Annotated in this window: 16 protein-coding genes; 8 read left to right on the top strand and 8 right to left on the bottom strand. The window is 37.4% G+C overall.

What is annotated here, in order from left to right:
• The first annotated feature begins 6 nt into the window (after window positions 1-6).
• Window positions 7-993 (top strand): hypothetical protein, encoded by a 987-nt coding sequence (locus ACFX5U_RS20180; RefSeq protein ID WP_400261876.1) that lies wholly within the window; start codon window positions 7-9, stop codon window positions 991-993.
• A gap of 290 nt (window positions 994-1283) precedes the next feature.
• Here the strand turns inward: ACFX5U_RS20180 and ACFX5U_RS20175 are convergent, their stop codons facing one another.
• On the bottom strand, window positions 1284-1919 hold the full coding sequence (locus ACFX5U_RS20175; protein ID WP_400261875.1) for a TetR/AcrR family transcriptional regulator: 636 nt from the start codon (window positions 1917-1919) through the stop codon (window positions 1284-1286).
• Window positions 1920-2289: 370 nt separating this feature from the next.
• On the opposite strand from ACFX5U_RS20175, the gene ACFX5U_RS20170 reads away from it, so the two are divergent.
• Window positions 2290-3252 (top strand): glycoside hydrolase family 43 protein, encoded by a 963-nt coding sequence (locus tag ACFX5U_RS20170; protein WP_400261874.1) that lies wholly within the window; start codon window positions 2290-2292, stop codon window positions 3250-3252.
• A gap of 248 nt (window positions 3253-3500) precedes the next feature.
• On the top strand, window positions 3501-4163 hold the full coding sequence (locus tag ACFX5U_RS20165; RefSeq protein WP_400261873.1) for a Pr6Pr family membrane protein: 663 nt from the start codon (window positions 3501-3503) through the stop codon (window positions 4161-4163).
• A 204-nt stretch (window positions 4164-4367) separates the two neighbouring features.
• On the opposite strand, the gene ACFX5U_RS20160 is transcribed toward ACFX5U_RS20165, so the two are convergent.
• From ACFX5U_RS20160 to ACFX5U_RS20135, 6 genes are all read right to left on the bottom strand, one after another.
• Window positions 4368-6176, bottom strand: coding sequence for a hypothetical protein (locus ACFX5U_RS20160; protein WP_400261872.1), 1809 nt, complete (start codon window positions 6174-6176; stop codon window positions 4368-4370).
• 30 nt (window positions 6177-6206) lie between these two features.
• Entirely contained in the window at window positions 6207-6380 is a 174-nt protein-coding gene (locus ACFX5U_RS20155; RefSeq protein ID WP_400261871.1) for a hypothetical protein, read from the bottom strand.
• A 709-nt stretch (window positions 6381-7089) separates the two neighbouring features.
• Complete coding sequence (locus ACFX5U_RS20150; protein WP_400261870.1) at window positions 7090-8085, bottom strand: hypothetical protein; 996 nt, start codon at window positions 8083-8085, stop codon at window positions 7090-7092.
• Between the two features lie 10 nt (window positions 8086-8095).
• Window positions 8096-8923: a hypothetical protein gene (locus ACFX5U_RS20145; protein WP_400261869.1), complete on the bottom strand. Its 828-nt coding sequence runs from the start codon at window positions 8921-8923 to the stop codon at window positions 8096-8098.
• A gap of 467 nt (window positions 8924-9390) precedes the next feature.
• Window positions 9391-11229 (bottom strand): hypothetical protein, encoded by a 1839-nt coding sequence (locus ACFX5U_RS20140; protein ID WP_400261868.1) that lies wholly within the window; start codon window positions 11227-11229, stop codon window positions 9391-9393.
• 32 nt (window positions 11230-11261) lie between these two features.
• A complete protein-coding gene (locus ACFX5U_RS20135) occupies window positions 11262-11429 on the bottom strand; it encodes a hypothetical protein (protein WP_400261867.1) in 168 nt (55 codons plus the stop codon).
• Window positions 11430-12540: 1111 nt separating this feature from the next.
• Between ACFX5U_RS20135 and ACFX5U_RS20130 the strand changes: the two genes are divergently transcribed.
• From ACFX5U_RS20130 to ACFX5U_RS20110, 5 genes are all read left to right on the top strand, one after another.
• Entirely contained in the window at window positions 12541-14145 is a 1605-nt protein-coding gene (locus tag ACFX5U_RS20130; protein ID WP_400261866.1) for a hypothetical protein, read from the top strand.
• Window positions 14146-14182: 37 nt separating this feature from the next.
• On the top strand, window positions 14183-14344 hold the full coding sequence (locus tag ACFX5U_RS20125; protein ID WP_400261865.1) for a hypothetical protein: 162 nt from the start codon (window positions 14183-14185) through the stop codon (window positions 14342-14344).
• 386 nt (window positions 14345-14730) lie between these two features.
• Window positions 14731-16356: a hypothetical protein gene (locus ACFX5U_RS20120; protein ID WP_400261864.1), complete on the top strand. Its 1626-nt coding sequence runs from the start codon at window positions 14731-14733 to the stop codon at window positions 16354-16356.
• A gap of 574 nt (window positions 16357-16930) precedes the next feature.
• The gene (locus ACFX5U_RS20115; protein ID WP_400261863.1) at window positions 16931-17113 is read left to right on the top strand and encodes a hypothetical protein; all 183 of its coding nucleotides are present in this window, start codon (window positions 16931-16933) and stop codon (window positions 17111-17113) included.
• Between the two features lie 24 nt (window positions 17114-17137).
• On the top strand, window positions 17138-18727 hold the full coding sequence (locus ACFX5U_RS20110; protein WP_400263634.1) for a hypothetical protein: 1590 nt from the start codon (window positions 17138-17140) through the stop codon (window positions 18725-18727).
• A gap of 83 nt (window positions 18728-18810) precedes the next feature.
• Here the strand turns inward: ACFX5U_RS20110 and ACFX5U_RS20105 are convergent, their stop codons facing one another.
• Window positions 18811-19614, bottom strand: coding sequence for a tyrosine-protein phosphatase (locus tag ACFX5U_RS20105; protein WP_400261862.1), 804 nt, complete (start codon window positions 19612-19614; stop codon window positions 18811-18813).
• Window positions 19615-19775: the final 161 nt, after the last annotated feature.

Genomic DNA, 19775 nt, shown 5'->3' with positions numbered 1-19775 from the left:
TTTTATATGTTAAAAAAGATCTTGCTGTTATGTGGAATTGGATTTTGCACAGTTGCTGCACAGGCACAAAAATTAGATAGCATCCCTCAAAAGGTACGTGCTATAGTGGCTGATAAATTTCCAATTACCCGTGTTTTGAACCTGGAATATGAGTCTGTTGGGGGATATAAATATGCTTCCAAATATTTGGGTAATCCTTTACCTAAAGGAAAGATCGAAAATATGCAACAGGCGAATGGCAGCATGAACGTCAACGTGAAGAAAGGAAAAAACTGGACACTAGGGGCGCTTGTCGGCTACCGATTCCTTTCTACCGAGACCCTCAGACCAGACCTTGTTACCCATCAGATGAAACGGGGAACCCAAAACTACCATTATCACTATGAGACTGTAAATTACACCTATTATTCGAAGTTATTTGGAAAAATGGCTATCTATACGGCGAGTATCATGACTGATGGAAGTGAGAAAGGCTTTGAAAGAGTACGCGGTATGTTGATGGGTAATTTGGTGCTAAAAGCGACAAGAGAAGTGCAAATGACAGTGGGGCTTGTTGGCTTGCTTGATCCCAGTGTGCAAATACCGGTGATACCGACGTTTACCTACAAGCAACAATATGCTGAAGGGTGGGCACTGGATGTATTATTACCAAAAGGAGCTTTTGTACGAAAGGCTTTATTCGGGAATGCACGTGCATCTTTTGGATCCGAGCTTAATAATACTTTTTTCTATCTCTATGATTTTGGAGGATCATCACGGGTTCATACGTTCAATCAAATCGATATCAACTCCGGATTCACATACGAACATAATTTGGGACGCTCTTTTATAGCCATGGTCAAAACAGGGATGCGTACAACCGTACAATCACGGGTGTCGGAGAAAAATGAATCACAAAAAGATTATATTTATGAAACATCACCAGACCCGACCTTCTATTTTAATGTCGGTCTATCCTTTAATCCATTTGCAAAAAAGAGGATGCAAAAGTAGTCGATTATCCGTATTTAATATCTTTTAATAAAGAGGACTATCCATTGGAAGATTTGTTTTTGAAATAAGCTTAGAAATTGAATTTCTAAGCTTATTTCTTATTTCAGCATTTTTTTATCGCTCTCCTTGTAAATCTTTGACAATAACCATGAGACGGTAAAGCTTTATAGGTCATGCCCATAAAATGGGACGCTTATCGATAAATATTTCGCTCGTAATACAGGAAGTTATTGTCTGAAGGATTTAGTGCTTTTTATGTTCCATATTGATTTTACGTAGGTGTCAAAAAATCAGTCTGTTGGATAGGTTTGCTTTAAAATCGTCCTGACTGCATTTTTGATTCGGTCCATTCCTGCTTCTGTTGAAATATCGATTTCACAAAAAGTGCTGTCCGTGGTCTTGCTATGTAAAACCAGGTAATAGATGCCGGCGACCAGTAAGCTCGATACTGCGCGGAGGTCAATGTCCTTGCCTGCCAGTTCTTTATCGGATTGCGCGAAAAATAGAGAACTCATCTTCTCCCTTTCTTGGGTTACGTGTGACATGATCTCTGATGGTTCACTAATCTGCCACAAGACCACCTTCTGCATTTCTTCATTGAGCCCAAATTGATCGATCTGGTTAATCAATAATTCTTCTATAAAATGACGTGTACTGGTATCTTTAGCATTTGCTAAGGACTGCTCTGCTTGCTCGGTAGCTGCCACCCAATAATCTTTACTCTTAATATAGATTTCGATCAGGTTATTGATATTTCCGAAATAAGTAGAAATCAGTTTTCTGTCCACACCAGCAGTACTCGAGATATTGGCAATCGTCAAGCCGGTATATCCTTTTTTTTCCAATACGACTCCAACAGATTGGATGAGTTTGTTCATCGTTCTATTTTTATCGTTTTTTTCCCCTTGATATGTTTTTCTAGCCATCGCGTTATGTCGCTTTTTTTATTGACTCGCAAATTACGGAATAAATTTGTGAATAAGCTAATTACCTGTCATAGTGGTTGATGGGAGTGGGTGGTAGGTTGCTAATAGTTCGGAAATATATTGCTGTTATAAATGTTAATATTTTCTCTTATTAGAGATATTTATATTAATGATACCCAATAGGTTGTTATTGGTAATCATTATTTGAATGGAATACATTTAAATATTTAGATGGTTAGTAGAAAAAAAAGGAATATGTTTCCAGAGCTGTGCCAAAACCGATAAATGTCGGATTGAAAATACACGAAATAGTTAGTTTTGGATAATTCCCCGAAATTTATTAATTTCAATGCTTCTAAACCGATTAACCATGAAATATATCCTTTATCCTTTAACTGCTTTAGCACTCTGTTTCTCACAGACAGCACATGCGCAGAAAAATCCTATATTCCCTGGTTGGTACGCTGACCCCGAGGGCATTATTTATAATAATAAGTACTGGGTATTTCCTACTTATTCTGCGGCATACGAAGACCAGATTTTCTTTGATGCATTTTCGTCCAAAGATTTGGTAAAATGGGAGAAGCATCCACGTATTGTTGATACGGCAGCAGTGAAATGGGCTAAAAAAGCGATGTGGGCACCTAGTGTGATCCAAAAAGATGATAAATACTACCTTTTCTTTGCGGCAAACGATGTGCATGAAGGTGAGATAGGAGGTATTGGTGTATCGGTAGCTGACAAACCAGAAGGGCCATATAGAGATCTGTTGGGGAAGCCCTTAGTCAATGAAATCGTGAATGGTGCACAGCCTATCGACCAATTTGTATTTAAAGATAAAGATGGTCAATATTATATGTTTTACGGTGGGTGGAAACATTGTAATGTGGTCAAGTTGAGTGCGGATTTTAAAAAATTGTTACCCTTTGAAGATGGTACAATCTATAAAGAGGTGACACCCGAAGATTATGTCGAAGGGCCTTTTATGTTTATCCGCGATAACAAGTATTATTTTATGTGGTCCGAAGGCGGCTGGGGAGGTCCAGATTATAAAGTCGCTTATGCAATTTCTGATTCGCCGTTAGGTCCATTTAAGCGTATAGGAACTATTCTGGAGCAGGATCCAACAATAGCCATCGGTGCCGGTCACCATTCCGTGATTAAAGTACCCAATGCAGATAAATATTATATTGTCTATCATAGAAGACCGTTGGGCAAGACCGGTGCTAACGAAAGAGAAACCTGTATAGACGAGATGACATTTGACGAACAGGGATTTATAAAACCGGTAAAAATGACCTTCGAAGGAGTGAAGTATCCATTGGTACCTTAATAGATGAATAAGTAATATGGTATATCAAGTTGTCTAGGATATAGAAAAGATCACTATTTTTATTTCGGCAGAACTGATGAAATCACCAGGAGCTTAAAATCAACGATCATGAATTTGAAACAGCGCATAAGTAAAATCAATAGCGTACCCATGATCGTTTCATCAACTTAGATAATGCATAAACTAACTGAGCATAACGAGATTATTAATACCGTTTAATCAATACACTTCTTGATAATTATATTCTGATGAGAAAACCTGAAATGCCCCAAAAATTAAAATGGATAAATGCGCTCGTATTGGTTATTATGGCCATAGTTACCATAGATGCTATTAAGCCTTTTGATGCCTGGAAAATAAGTCCTGATTCGCCGGGTTATGGTTGGAATAAATTTAGCTATTTTACCGTGCAGAGCAACCTGATTGCAGCTACCTGTTACTTGATCGCTGCATTTGCAATCTTTAGAAAAAAGAAGTTAGGCGAATGGTTCAGGTATCTTCGTGGTGGAGCGGTGCTCTATATGATGGTAACGGGAATAGTTTTTGCCTTGCTACTTAAAAATACCGCGGTAAATCCTGATCCTAGTCATTTTAATTGGAGCAACTTTGTTTTACATGAATTTGGACCTTTTTTTATTACGGTATGGTGGTTATTATGGCCATCTAGATCACCGATCACTGCTCGTGAATCTTTTTATTGGCTCTTGTTTCCTTTCCTTTGGGTCATCTATACCTTTATTCGAGCGGCGATGACAGGTTGGTATCCTTACCCATTTCTAGATCCTGATACTGCTGGCGGTATGGTCGGAGTAAGTACCTATGTTGTCGGCCTAACCTTATTTTTTGTTATTCTTTGTCAACTGTTGGCTTGGATAAGTCGTGTTCGTGCCAACAACTATACGCTCTATTAAAAGTTTGGTTAGCAGGTGCAGTTAGTTAGTTAGTTAGTTAGTTAGTTAGTTAGTTAGTTAGTTAGTTAGTTAGTTAGTTAGTTAGTTAGTTAGTTAGTTAGTTAGTTCTTTAAAAAAGTAAGGGCCGTATCTTTCGAAACGGCCCTTTATTTACTTATGGGTAGATTGCTTAGCAGTAATATTAGCTAAGATCATATTTTAACCTTAATAAACAGGGTTTGGATTATAATCAGGTTGTGCGCTGATTGTAGCCCAATTTGAATTACGAACACAACGTACAGGCATTAAAGCAGAACTAACTACATTTAATCCTAATAAATCGATAGTTAGAAGACTCGCACCGATACTACCTTTTGGAACACGTGGGCCTAAACCTAAAATTCCACTTTTACCTGCAAATCCAAAGTAATTAAATGCACCAACACCAGCTAAACCAAGAACATCAATAGCTTTGTCTTGTGTCCAGAATGCAACTTGGTGTCCTTTGGAACTTCCTAAATCTAATTTAACTAATCCTTCTACCAAACTTATGTTTGGTTGTAAACCGTCAAAATTGAAACGTAATTTGTTACTCGCTTCATCATATGCTGAATTGTTACCTTTTGAAGGTGTAAATTCAAGATATTGTTGATCGGCATCAAGTTTCGCTCCAGGAGTTGCACTTGTACCAAGTAAGATTTCTCCAACACTACCTAATAGGTTGCCAAGGAGCCCACTTTGATTTTGAATCTTAGCTAAATCATTTTCCGTTGGAGTTTTCCAAAGTTGAGCAGGATATACCAGTGCACAAGGGTCTTTTTGTAACGATTCATTTCCAGAAGCTAATTTACGTGGAAGATGTCCTCTAAATGTGAAATAACCGTTTGGATCTGCTGTTGGAGTATATACGTTACTTGACTTGAAGCGATAAGGGGTAACATCACCGCCAAAATAAGTTAAGTTTGATCTCGACCATTGAACTCCTTCATATGTTAATGCCGACTCAGCAAGACCAACTAATAAGCGGTGATTTTTACCTGCTTCAGGTGCTACTTTTAACGTTTGATTTAATGTTGTCGAACCAAATGAACGTGCTGTACCATTATCAAGTTTAATTTCTAAATCTTTTACTGTAACTGCAATTGCTTGTTCAGTTTGTGCTGCTGTATAGAAATAAGCAACTTTTTGGAAGGAAGTCCCATTGATAGGGCTAACATCTCCGAAACTAGTTTCCGTCAAAGCAAGGTCTGAACCTGTTGCTGATGGTACTAATGTACCTGTAGCTAGATCTAATTTCCCTGATTTGATTAATTTATCGCCCGATACAGTGATTGTTGGATTTTTTGTCATTGGTCCGAACATTCCTAATGTATTAATCTCAACTGCAATACGTGAGAATACACGGTCAAAAGTAATGTTAACAGGAACTTCTTCCCCACCAATGATGATGTCTTCAGTAGATGCTTTGTAAAGAACATCCGTGTTTTCTGGTAGGTCGATGTTATTTGTAGTACCATCTGGTAAAGTAGCCGTATTGTTGTAAGATAATGCTACCCATTTGTAAGCACCATTCGTCAATTCAACAGCAGTTTCTTGACCAGCAATAAATTGGATTACTTTTTCGAATGTATAAGTACCGCCATTATTTTTGTACAGGTATAGGTTGTAAGTTGTACCAGCTGCAATTCCTGCTGCTGCACGTGCGCCAGTAGCTGCTCTAAGGCCTTTTGCCAATGGACTTGCGTCTGTCGTGATGTTGTTATCTGTTGCTACTAAGGCATCAAATCCGTTTGCTTCAACGATAGTAGCGGTGTTATTTGTCGATGCTGTACGTAAACCTGCTTTAGGTCCTTTTGCTACGCTTTCGCCGTCACTGATACCAGCGATGCGTACAATGATTTGACTTTTGCCAGTTGGAATTTCTTGTCCTGCTTGGTTGCTGTCTTTGTTACAGCTTGTAACTGCTAAAGTACCCAGGGCTAAGAATGCTGCAAGCGCTAATTTACTTGTTAGGTTTTTGTTGGTGTTTTTCATGATTTTGTTAAATGATAAAGTATAATTGGATTAGAAGCCGTCTACATTCCAAGCGTTGCTGCCTTGACCTTCTTCATAGTCATTAATGCTTGGGGCACCTGGTTGTGCAACTCCTTGTGATCCTGCAGCAATTCCTTGCTCCAATTCTACTTCGAACTCCTCGATTTGAGGGGCTACATACATTTGTTTTTTTGTGTTTTTCATAGTGTTAAATAAAATTTTCCTGTATATGTGATAAAAAAAATTTTTTGGCAATATGGTACAGAATCCAGAAATTACGCTATCTGGATTTTTGATATTCAACCTAATTCATATTTGAATTCGAATATATAGCTTAATATAAGTTCGTTAGAACATGAATAAGTGTTAACTAGACCTATACTATGTTTTAACCAGTAATTTGATTATTCGATAACATGGCCAAGCATATCAATATGTCTTGTTATCGGGTTTAGTAAGCGTATGCATAGATTTGCCATGTGCTATTAGCTTTTTATTATGACACAACATCTTGTATTTCAATAGGTAATATATGTATCTACTTTATTTGTTAGTAAATCACATGTTTTGATTATGTAATTTTATAACTTATAATTTAGACGGACGAAAGTACTAAATTAATTGTTGTTTTACAATACATTGTTTGATTTGTCATTTTTTTTTGACAATAAGGTAAGTTTTTATTTATACATGTTATAACATTGATAGTGCTAGGTTTGTTGATAAAGACTGATGCGTGCCTGTAATTTTGTGGCTAAACTTGGTAAGATGTGTTTTTGATATTTTATTTGGAACGAATAGGAGAATTCCGTTCTTTTTTTGTTATCCTAAAAAGACAAGAAGATTCTTTAAAGAATCTTCTTGTCTTTTAATTGCGAATCGGATTTTACAAAAATTACTATTGTAATAAGCTTTATAAAACAGGATATGGGTTGTAATTTGGTGAGGTACTTGCGGTGCTCCATGATGCATCGCGCACGCAGCGGACATTCATAAAACCTGAACCTATAAGCCCGAGTCCCAATAAATCGATGTTTAGAAGGCCTGCGCTTTTGGTGGCAATGGCTCTTTGAGGTTGAAATAACGACATTGCTTTTGTTGAACCTAGGTATCCCCATCCACCAACTCCTGTGCTTAGCTGATCTAGCAGCCCTCCATCTAACACGCGGTCACTCGTCCAGATACCTACCGTTTTCCCACCTTCGATTACCGACAGGTTGATGAGCCCATTTGCTAAAATGACATTATTATGTACACCGTTGTAATAAAATCTTACCCTATTTGAACGTGAAGTTGTGCCTCCGTAGGCGGGATTGAACCCAGCTGTAACGGGATATTCGATGTATATAGTGCCATAGTTTGAACCCGGAGTTGCGGGCATAGTGCCCAAAAGGTCGAGCACGCTTCCGAGGGCACCATCAATTAGCCCTTGGTTGGATGTCAACGGACTTATTTCAGCTTGAGATGGTGTTTTCCAAAGGCCAGCAGGGTATACCAAAGCGCAAGGGTCTTTTTGATTGGCTGGATTTGCGGATGCTAATCTACCTGGAAGGTGTCCTTTAAAAGAAAAGAAGCTCTCTTGCTGATTGGGCAGATAAGGGTTGTTGGCATAGAAGCGGTAGGGTGTTCTTGCTCCAAGTACGTCCGTGGTTCTATAAAAGAGGTTGGATCTTGCCCATTTAGTTGTGCCCAGTGTCAAGGCGGATTCTGCAATACCGACCATGAAGCGGTGATTCTTACCGCGCTCAGGTGTAATCGATTTGCTCTGCGTGAGTGTACTGAGGAAAAAATAACGTTTTGTACCGTCATCTAGCTTAATTATTAAGTCGGATAGCTTTAATGTTAGGTCTTTTGCGGGTTGACCTGCGGTGTAAAAATAAGCTACTTTTTGATAAGCATCACTACCCACTGGATCTATATCAGTAAAATCGGTCGAGGTTAATGCGAGGTCGGTTTCCCGTTGTTAAGCTTCCGATAAATTCGCCTGTTGTCAGGTCAATCGTTCCCGTTTTAAGTACTTTATCACCGGTTACACTGATAGTGGGTGTGGATTCCATGGGTCCGAAAATACCTAAGGTGTTTACTTCTACAGCGATGCGTGCAAATACACGATTGAATGTAATGTCGATAGCTGCAACTTTTGGGACGCCAATTGTTAGGTTAGATGATGCATAAAGTACATCGGTGTTTTCAGGTAAGGTTATCGAATTTGTATTTCCATCTGGTAAAGTTGCGGTATTATTGTACGATAAAGCCACCCATTTGTAATTCCCGTTTTCCAGTTCTACTGTTGTTTCAGTACCTGCGGTTAATGGAGCTACCTTTGCTAGTGTATAGGTACCCGCCTGCTCTAGGTAAAAATATAGATTATAGGTATTGTCCGGTTTCATTGCAGTGGATGCTGCACGTGAATCTCCTGTTGCTTTTAACCCGCCTATTGCGCTTGCATTTGTTATGTTTTTATTGTCTAAAGCTACTATGGCATCAAAATCGTTTGTTTGCACCAGCTCTATAGTGTGGGCAGGAGTTGTGGCCATTTTTGACGAACTGCTTTTCGTTCCTGGTGTAGCAACGCTTTCGCCATCACTGATACCAGCGATACGAACGACAATTTTATTCTTACCAGTTGGTATCTCTTGCCCATTTTGGTTTTTGTCCTTGTTGCAGCCAGTAATAGCTAAAGTGCCAAGAGCCAAGAATGCATAAAGGACGAACTTAGTGGTTCTATTTCTTTTTATTTTCTTCATTATGGTTAGTATTGGATGGCTATATAAGTATTTAAATTTTGTTTGCGTATTAATGTATAGATAGGTAATAATACAGCGTAAATCATTGACGATATACTTTAAACTTACTTTTCTTGTATTTATTCAGGTATTTATAGTTATTTGTGAAGATACGTGTTTTTAACCTAATGTAGGTAATTTATTTTCATTTTAAAATAGTTGGATTGGTTGGGGCAAAGTTGGTGATTTATGATTAGGTTGGAATCGCATATTGTGGGAGTTTTAGAGAAGGCAATCCGTCTTTAGGATAGGGAGGTACCGCCTCGAGCAAGGGGGAATTCGGATTGGTGGATGGTTATTTTTCAATGATTAAAAGTGCTTTAAAACAACAAAAGCCGCCCTAATTTCGGACGGCTTTTATTATTGTTTAAAGGTAGATAAATTCTTCGCTTAAAATTTGATTAAGACCTTAATTTATCTAGATATTATTATAAAATTGGCATTGGGTTGTAATTTGCCGCTTGACTTGCTACTGTCCAAGCTGCATCACGTACACAACGAACATTCATAAATCCAGATCCTGCGACATCAAGTCCGACAACTGCAAGATTCAAAACACCAGCTCCTTTAGAAGCAATAGCTCTTTCTGGACGAGGAGGAAGGCCAATAAGTCTTGCTGGTGCTGTTGAACCAAGGTATCCCCATGCTCCAACACCAGTACTTAAAAGAGCTAATAATCCGCCATCAAGAACACGGCTAGAAGACCATACAGCAGCTGTTTGACCTACATCACCTAAACTCACATTAATCAACCCAGAAACTACACTTATATTGTTTTGTAGTCCATTATATTGAAAGCGAAGTTTATTTGTTGCAGATGTTGCTGATCCGTAAGCCGCATTCACACCTACGGTAGGTGTATATTCAATATATGAAGGACCGAAAGCAGCTCCAGGAGTTCCAGGAGCTGTAAAGACTAAGCCTAATACACTACCAAGTAGACCGTCAAGTACACCCTGATTTGAAGTTAAAGTTCCGATTTGCGTATCTGTTGGTGTTTTCCATAGACCTGCAGGGTAAACTAAAGTACATGGGTCTTTCTGGTTTACTTCTGTCGAAGTGGCTAAACGACCAGGAAGGTGTCCTCTGAAAGAGAAAAAGCTTTCTTGTTTATTCGGGCTTAACGGATTGGTATGATAGAAACGGTAAGGTATTGTTGCACCTAATGCATCAGTTGTTCTGTAGTAAAGATTTGAACGTGCCCATTTTGTCGTTCCATATGTTAAAGCAGACTCTGCGATACCTACTAAGAAGCGGTGGTTTTGACCTAATACAGGAGTGATTGATTTGATTTGTGTCAATGCTGTAGAGCCAAAAGTACGGTCATTTCCATCGTCTAGCTTAATGCTTAAATCTGTAACCTTTACAGTTAGATTTTGAGCAGCTGGATCAGCAGTGTAATAATATGCGACCTTTCTGCTGGCATCGCCGTCGATGTCCGTGAAGTCTGCTTCTGTAAGTTCTGGGACTCCGGCAGATGGTGCAAGTGTCAATGTGCCAGTCGTCAAGTCAACAGTTGCTGATCTTGCGCTTTGTCCTGTCACTGTAATCTTTGCAGAATTCATAGGAGCAAACATCCCCAATGTGTTTACTTCTACTGCAATTCGAGCGTATAGACGGTTGAAGCTAATGTTAATTGGCTCTACGCTTTCGCCTACGGTAAAATCAGCAGCTGAAGCAGCGTAAAGGACATCTTTGTTTTCTGGTAATGTAAAGGTGTCATTGATGCCACGGTCTTGAACGAGGTCGCTTGTGGAGTTGTATGATATGGCAATCCATTTGTAGGTAGCTCCTTTTGTTACTGTAACAGGTGCTTCGGTGCCTGAAGAGAAGTCTACAGATTGGTCATAAGTATAGGTGGCTCCATTTTTCTTGTATAAGAATAAACGATACTTGGTTCCTCCCAACATTGGTGTTGAAGCTGCACGTTTTCCATTTGCAGCTTTAAGACCTGCGATTGGTGTTGTTTGAGTAGCGGGTACGTTGTTGTCAACGGCAACGATGGCATCAAAACCATTTGACTGAACCAATTCGATAGAATGAGTGGAAGCAGAAGTTTTTGATGTACTTCCTTTCGCTCCTTTTGTAGAAATATTTTCGCCATCGCTGATGCCCGCAATGCGAACGATGAGTTGGCTATTTCCTGTTGGAATCTCTTGCCCCGTTTGGTTATTGTCTTTGCTACAGCTTGTTACAGCTAACGTGCCCAAAGCCAAAAAAGCGGCAAGAGCAAACTTACTCGCTATATTATTATTGATTGTTTTCATATTGTTAAAATTGTTAGTTAGGGTTAGTGAAATTAAAAGCCGTCTACGTCCCAACCGCTTGCTCCTGCACCATCTTGATCATTAATAGTAGGTGCCCCTGGTTGTGCACCTCCTGATCCTGCAGCAATACCTTGTTCTAATTCGACTACAAGCTCCTCAATAGTCGGGGCTATGTACATTTTTTTTGTGTTCTTGTTCATAATGTTATTGTTTGAATATACTAATGTCTTGTATTATAGTGGTTAAAATTAAAATATGATTAATTAATATTATTATTCATACGTGTTTTAATTGAGGTATAACACTGCCATATGGGAGGTATGGGTCTTTAAAACCTATTTATCCTTGTTCGGTAAATGCTTTGCTCTCTTTTACTGATGGTTATAACTTGTTAAAATATGTTTTCGCTATGTAATATTACGAACTAATAACAATTTTACAAAATAAAAGTTTAAAATATTTTATTCCCTTTTAGTTTCCAATAGGGATAATCAGTTTCTTTATTGTTTGTTTAAACATGGTATTCTATTCCAAAACGGTGTGTAATTTAAATTATGATATTATAAAGGCGTTTTTTTTATTTTATTTCAATGATTGAAGCAAAAGTAGGACTAATGTTTTAATCTATGTATCCTGTCCATTAAATTTAATATAAATTTAATGACAACTAGTTTTATTTTAATTTTCAGTCATTAATTTTATGTAGTACATATTTCGTTTTTTTTAAGTTGTTTATAAAAATCCAAAATTTGGATTGATAAACAACTAAGAAAATATTTGATTGAAAAATGAGAAATTTAGATCCTTTTTTGATAAAACTTTGTTTTTTTTCTTATCGCATTTACAGATAAGAATGTTTTTTAGCCTCCTTGTTCTTAAAAAGAATTCTTAGCAAATCTGATATACTTTTTTAACCTTTTTATTCGTGTTATTCATCTATGCTGTTTTTTAGCTAAAACGATATTTTAATCATGAATCGACCCTTTATTGGCTATCATGCCTGCAATTAAGTAAGTGAGTTTTTTATAGTGATAAGTTAATGGATTTCTATTAGTTTTTTAGTTAAAAGTAGCTGATTCAAAAATATTTGTGAACTGTAAACGAGCGTTTAGGCTTGTAGAAACTCGTCTACAAAATTTTAACTCAAGTTGGAAATAACTTTTCTGAATAATCAATTTTTCCACCTTTGGCGTCAATATTATTGCTTTGCTAACTATTTGTTTTGAAAGGACAAATGGTTCGGTATGCTGGCAGATTAGTAAAGATATATGAATAGTTTTTTAAACATTTTGACACATAAATTTTAATAGTATGAGTTTGCAATTTTATCAGAAAATAAAAAGTAAAGCGATTTTGGTCCTTGTAGGCTTCTTGTGCTTGACATCGTACTCTTGTAAAGAAACACAAGATAGTATCGTGAGTGATAGTACTGTAGTGAAGGTGAATCTTTTGGGTGTAGCGGACAGGGATGCTAATAATGGTCTTAAAGCTAAGGCGGGTGGTGCTGCTCATCAAGAAGAGCAGGTGGTAAACGTTCCTTTTTCAAAGAGTTCATCCTTTCATGTAACATTGACTTCCAATACATCCAATCCGGTGGGTAATGGTTTGCGTGCGTCTAGTGCGAGTCGTGCGGCTGCAACAATAGACCGGACAGCTTTGGATGAAAATGTAAAATTCAAGGTTTTGGTATATGCACAAGATGGTTCTTTAGCTGCAGAAAAGACTTATACGAATGGAGTGGATAACCAAATAGGTATTCCTTTGAAAGCCGGTGAAACGTATTCATTTGTCACTTTTTCAACCAATAGTACTGCTGCTACTCCTGATGTGAAGGGACGTAGCAGTTTGTCGACTGCTACTTTGGAAAAGATTGATAGTGATTTGATGTATTTCTCGCGTAAATTGACGCTCGTTTCTGGTGAGAACAATTTGGATGTGATATTGAAGCATCAATTTAGTCAAATTATTACCCGAGTTAAAATTAATGAAAATACAGCAGGAGCAATCACGAATATAACAGCACCGGTAATCACGCCCTCTCATATAGATGCAAATTTGAAATTGGCAGATGGTAAGATCAGCTACAACGGATTGAATAAAGAGGGAGTCAAGGTCGTGTTCCCTGCTCTGGGTAGTGGTGTGCGCCAAGTGGAAAGTCTGCCTGCCTTATTGATTCATGAAACTGAAACTGCTGGTGTGCTTAAATTTGGAAGTATCACCATTGGCGATCAAACGAAAATGAGTGTGGTCATTCCCGACCTGAGTGTCATCCCTGGGCAACGCTATTATTTGAATTTGGACTTTAGCACGTGTAAACAAGATGTTCGTGGGGGTGGTAATATGAATTGGACATATGAAGAACACATTAAAGATGGTAAGAAAGGAATTATGGTCAATAATGTATTTATGCCTAATGGGAAAAGTCTTACTAAGGATTTTGCTGCCCCAGGAGCTGATTATGGTTTTGTGTTTGATATCCAAGAGTTTGATAACTCGTTCAATATGGTGGTAAATGGTGTTCAGTTGGCAACATCTGAAATCCAATTTCAAAGTGGAAATGGTGGAGGTACTAAACAAAATATCATGTTTATGGACGGAAGTACTCATGGAGGTGCTAATACTGAAATTAAGAATGGTAAGGTAGCAGAGGTTTATAATTTAAAGGGTACTGCTTTAAAACCTTTGATAAAAGTGGTGATTAGTGCAGACGGTGAGGTGAGTATGTGGGGAAGTAAAATCTCTGGAGGGCCGTTATATCCATTGAAGTTGGTGAATAATGTGAAGTTCAATAAAATACAATGGAAGTCGGGTATTGGCGATGCTAATGCTGTTAAGGTAACTCAAATGATAGCTGGTGCGACGAAAATCATTGCAACGGGTAGTGGAAAGAGAAAAACAGCGTGCAATTACTTGTAGTCTTAAAGAATTAATGAATTTATAATAATCAGATATCATGGATAATAAATTGAAAAAAGTATATGTAAGCCCAAAAGTTGTGGCTGCTGTTGTGGAGTTAGAGCAGGGTATTGCAGCTGGTTCTGCTGAAGTGAATAACAATACGGTAAAACAAGAATGGGAAAATGGTCCTGATGATAATCGCACCATTTCTTGGTAGAAGAATTTGGCTTAAAAAGAAACACGCTCAACTGGTTGAGCGTGTTTCTTTTTTTTATATGATTTGTAAATAAATGATTGTGTCTTAGAAGCTAAATATTGTTAAGTAACAGATTATTCTATCGTGTTTCGATCTATAGTTAAGTTAAGCTGTGTTTTGTAGTAATACAACTACAGGAAAATTATAAAAGTTAGATAAGTGTAGTTTATTTACAATAAAGTAGTTACTGCTGCAGCAGAATTTTTTTCTAAGTAAAACTATTTACTTAGAAGTGTTTAGTGTAACATCGAGTTTTGGTTTTTGAACGCTTATTTTGTCAATGTATAATCAGGTCGATGAGTACATCATCATGTTTCTAACATATTTATAAATAATTAAAAAAAAGAATGATTTCTCAATTTTATCAAAAATCCAAAGGTAAAGTCATGATGGCAGTTGTTGCTTTCTTGTGCTTAACTTCGTACTCGTGTAAAGAAACACAGGACAGTATCGTAAGTGGTGATACTGTAGTTAAAGTAAACCTATTGGGTGTTGCTACTCCGGCTTCAAGTAATGGAGCTAAAACAAAAGCAGGTGCAGCTTCTCATCAACAAGGTGTGCAGGTGTCTTCAGTACCTTTCGCTAAAGGAAGTACGTTGACTGCAACATTAACAACAGATGCTCCAGCTAACCTAGTAAATGGCCTACGTGCTGGTACTAGTCGTGCAGCTGCTGCGACATCAACAGATACTTTTAACTTAGCTAATGGCGTGAAATATGCGGTGTTGGTATATGATCAAGATGGCGTATTGAAATCTAACGTATCCTATAATGCTGAGGAGACAAATACTTTAATTGCTTTAAATGCAGGTACATATACTTTTATTGCTTACTCGACGAATGAAACCTCAGTTCCTACTGTAGAAGGTGAGAATAATTTATCTACAGCTTATTTAAAAGATATCAGTGCTGATTTGATGTACTTCAAAGGTACATTGGAAGTGAAACCTGGTGTAACGAATACGTTGAATGTTACTTTGAAACACCAGTACAGCCAGGTTATCACAAAGATATTTGTGGCAGAAGGTACAATTGGTACTATTGGACAAATCGTAGCGCCAACTATAACGCCTTCGCATGCAAGTGCAAGTTTGACATTTGCAGATAATAAAATTGTTTATAACGGTGAAGCTAATCAACATGTTGCTGTAGCATTCCCAGGTTTCACTCCTGGTTCTCTTGTCGCTACAAGTACACCAACATTATTGATTCATGATGAATTATTAAAAGGTGCTAAGCTTACTTTTGGTACTTTGGAAATTGGTGGAGTTGTGAATAATAATTTCTCTTTTGAAAATTTGAATATTGTACCTGGACAACGTTATAACTTGAACCTAGAGTATAAAGTATGTACGGGTGAAGTTGTTACGAGTGGAATGGATTGGAATTTCCTTATTTACGGTAATCCAGGTGATGGTGCAGTTATCAGAAATTTCATCGTTAACGATGTATTCCAAGTTGGTCCTTTTAATGCTGCAAATGGATCGATCATATCTAAAGAGATTACTGCTCCAGGTGCTGATTACGGTTTTGTATTTAATATCTACTCGCTAGACAATTCATTTAATATGAATGTGAATGGGGTGAATATCGCAAATCAAGAGTTACAATTTGAAGTTTTTGAAGCCGGTCTAGGTACAGCTCAGACCATTGGGTTTACAGATGGAACGCGTCATGGTGCTGGTGGTATCCCTCAGGTATGGGCCAATGGAATGGCGGGAAATTACGCTATGCAGACGAATCCATTAATCCAAGTGAACATTGACCAAGCTGGAAATGTGACTGTATTCGGTAGAAAATCTGCAGATGGTGAATTATTACCAATGAAAATGCTTGATAATAAGCCATTCAATAATATTAATTGGAAAGGTGGGGCTGAATCAAACTCTGTGAAAATAACACAGCGTGTGGACAATGCAACAGGTATACAGGGCTATGGAAAAGGTCTGAAAAAAGGTGCTTGTAAGAATTAATTTCAAATAATATTAAAGAATACAATAAGATGAACAACGAATTGAAAAAAAACATATACAAGCCCAAAAGTAGAAATGACTACGATTGAGTTGGAGCAAGGTATTGCTGCTGGGTCTAACCCAACTAATAATACAATACAGGAATCATGGGATAATGGTGAGGATGATAACCGTACTTTTTCTTAAGTAGTAGCTATACGAAACAAAAACCTCCCGACCCTAAAAGGTCGGGAGGCTTTTTTTGCTCAAAAAGAAAATATCAGCTATATGTTTCTTTTTTTAATTTCTTATTAACCATCTTCTTACTTGTTAATGTTCTGATATTTAGTTAAATGTGTATTATTTTGGTGATCTTGCTTTGCGCGTAGTGTTTACTCTACAATTACAAATTGTTATTTCAAAATTCGAATTTTGTGTTGGACTATTACCTACTTTCGTCAAAATTTTAAATAAAAACAGACTGTTTAATGCCATATAATTCTTGTACAGTTCAATGTTTGAATTGCTGAGTTTCGGCTTAAAAGTAGTTTCGATATAAAATTTTGAAACAAATATTAATAACAATAATAAAAGAATGAAAACAACAAATGAAAATTTGACCAACAATAAAGGTCAAATACGCTATGAGGCGCCACGAGTAAATCATCAGTATGTAGAACTTGAGTACGGTATTGCGGCGGGTTTCTGTGGAAAGCAATTTAAAAGAGTCTTGGAATACAGAATCGCAGGCACAAGAACAAGAGTGGAACTAACCTAATTTCATTACATCCATAATAAACTGATGAACAATTTTAAATTAAAAATAGGCCTAGCCTCTAGCTTAGCTGTACTATTATTTCTAACTTCTTGTAATAAAGATACAAATATAGTTCTAACCGAAGGGTCTACAATACGCTTAAATATAGGACAAGCCTTTGCGAAACCAGATCCAATAAAAGTAGGTTCGGTAGGTAAAAGTTACGTATCTGCTGTCCAAAAAGTTGAAATACCATTTAATAATGAATACACATTGGAGGCGACATTGACTCCGGTATATACTACTTCTTCGAGTCGTACTTTGAAAGGTTCGAATCGTGCGGAATCTGTCGATACTGGGCATAAGGAAGGTCAGTTAAAAGCAGGTACAGTATATGCTGTAGCAATTTTTGATGCTTCAGGTAACTATAAAGAAACAAAGTCCTTTACTCAGGGTAATGGCACACAGGATTTTTCTATTGCTAAAGGAAATTATACATTTTTGATATATGCTTCAGGTACAGGAAAAGGATTGCCAACTATTCCAGCAGATGCGACTTTGAACACCGTTAATTTTGAGGGTTTAAAAGCTGATGTGGATTTTATGTTGGATCAGGTACCGTTTGAAGTAAAGGACGGCCAAAATGTATTGAATGCAGATTTAGACCACTTATTTACCCAAGTAACGTTAAAGTTTGATTCTTCGAAAATATCTGGTGCAACAGTGATCGGTGGTGCTACAGTAACACCATCTAGTGTTAGCGCTAATGTAAAACTGTCTGATGGGGCTGTTTCTTATGCTGCCACTACTGAGGAAGTTAGCTTTACATTACCGACTAAGACTGGTAAAGTAATTGTGTCGGATTCGACTTTTATTACAACAGCATATACGGAAACGGGTATTGTTAATTTAACAGGATTGTCGATTAATAATAGTATAGCTAAACCATTTTCATTCAAAAATCTGACTTTCAAACCAGGTGTTAAATATATCTTAGAACTTTCGGTGAAAGCGCCAGTTAGTGTAAATATTGGAGGTGAAGTTTGGGCATTGGGTAACTTGACGTATGAAAATGGTGTATACGGTTTCGCTGCGACTAATGATGCTTCTGGTGATTATTGGTTCCCAGGTTACCTAAAACCAAAGGTGATTGATGCTGCTAATACGAATCCTAGTCCATCAGAAGGAATTAATGGTTTGCAAGGTGACCCTTGTGCATTGGTATTACCATTGAATACTTGGAGACTTCCTACAAAAGCAGAAGCAGATAAATTGATTTTGCGAACAAGGGAGACAGGTAGTGGAGAACAAGGAGCTGATAATCCAAAAAATGTGAGTCAATGGCGAGTGGGCAGGTTTGTCATTAATTATAATGGATCAGCGTCAAAAGTAGGTATGTTCTTTGGTAGACAGGATGACCCCGGTGTTAATCGCACTAATTATTTGTTTTTCCCTTTTTGGGGTTCCTATAATGATAATAATACAGGAGATGGATTTAATAGCCAAGGAATGTATTTACTTGCGGACACACAAAGGTTGTATATGACAGGAAATGCAAATGATTTTGGAGATTCTGCTCGTACGGAATCAGCGTCAGCAAATTTTGCGGCTCAAATCCGTTGCGTGAAAAACTAAAATTTTAATACATTTATCTACCGTGAATTATAAAAAAAGGGTTCTTTTCCAAATGGAGAGAACCCTTTTTTTATAAAATCGATCTAACCTGCTATGGTGTGTTGCCCTTTGCTGGCATTGATATGGTCCAATAAAGTTGGATTCAAAATAGTACAGGTCTTCAACATCTCTCTAACAGGATATTTTTCTACGATATCTTTGAGTTGCTGTAAGTGCTTGTCGTGGTGAAGATCTGTTCCGACAAAGTCATACATGCCTGATTTTAATAGCGTCATGGCAATGGCTTTAACGTCAACACCATAATAACGACTTAGTGAAAGTAGGTTTAACTGCAAGAAACATCCTGCGTCTTTGATTTGCTTATAGATATCAAAGTTGCTATGGTAATAATTGTAGCGTTCTGGATGTGCCAAAATTGGTTTATAGCCTAGTTTCTGAATATTCAAGATGGTTTGAAATAAGGCTTTGGACTCAGAAAGATAGGACATTTCAATTAAAACGTAACCACCTGGAAGGAGACAAAGGTCATTATTTTGTATAAGTGTATGCAAACCGTCATCTATCATATGTTCCGCAGCTGCAAATATCTCTACTTCACTTCCCGATTCTTTTAACCCGTCACTTAAAGCACGGTGTGCTTGCTCGATGCTAAATTTAGTGTTCGGATGTACACCTTCCATAATATGGGGTGTGCAGATAAACTTCTTAAAACCTAGGTTATGGAGTTCTTTGATATAGCCCAAGGATTGCTGAACGGATTTACTACCGTCGTCGATTCCTGGAAGCAGATGATTGTGCATGTCGACTTCGAGGAAGTCTAATTGTGTTAGAGATCTAACAGAAGTTGATTTTTTCTTTTTTAAAAATAAATTAGTAAAGAAGGTCATTTTTAATAGTAGTAATGTTTTTGATAAAGTAGATTAAAGCAATTGATGTTCGTTTTTCATTGTGATTTTAAATCCGATCATTTATTGTTTTGACAACAGTATATTTTCCCCAAAATGTTGTCGTTAGTTGCTGGTCAAAGAGTATGCCACTTTTGGGTCTT

Origin of the sequence: Sphingobacterium sp. SG20118 (genome assembly GCF_044740685.1) — a bacterium.
GTDB lineage: Bacteria > Bacteroidota > Bacteroidia > Sphingobacteriales > Sphingobacteriaceae > Sphingobacterium.
Note: the sequence above shows the minus strand (reverse complement) of the source record. Positions and strands in the feature narration are given on the sequence as shown.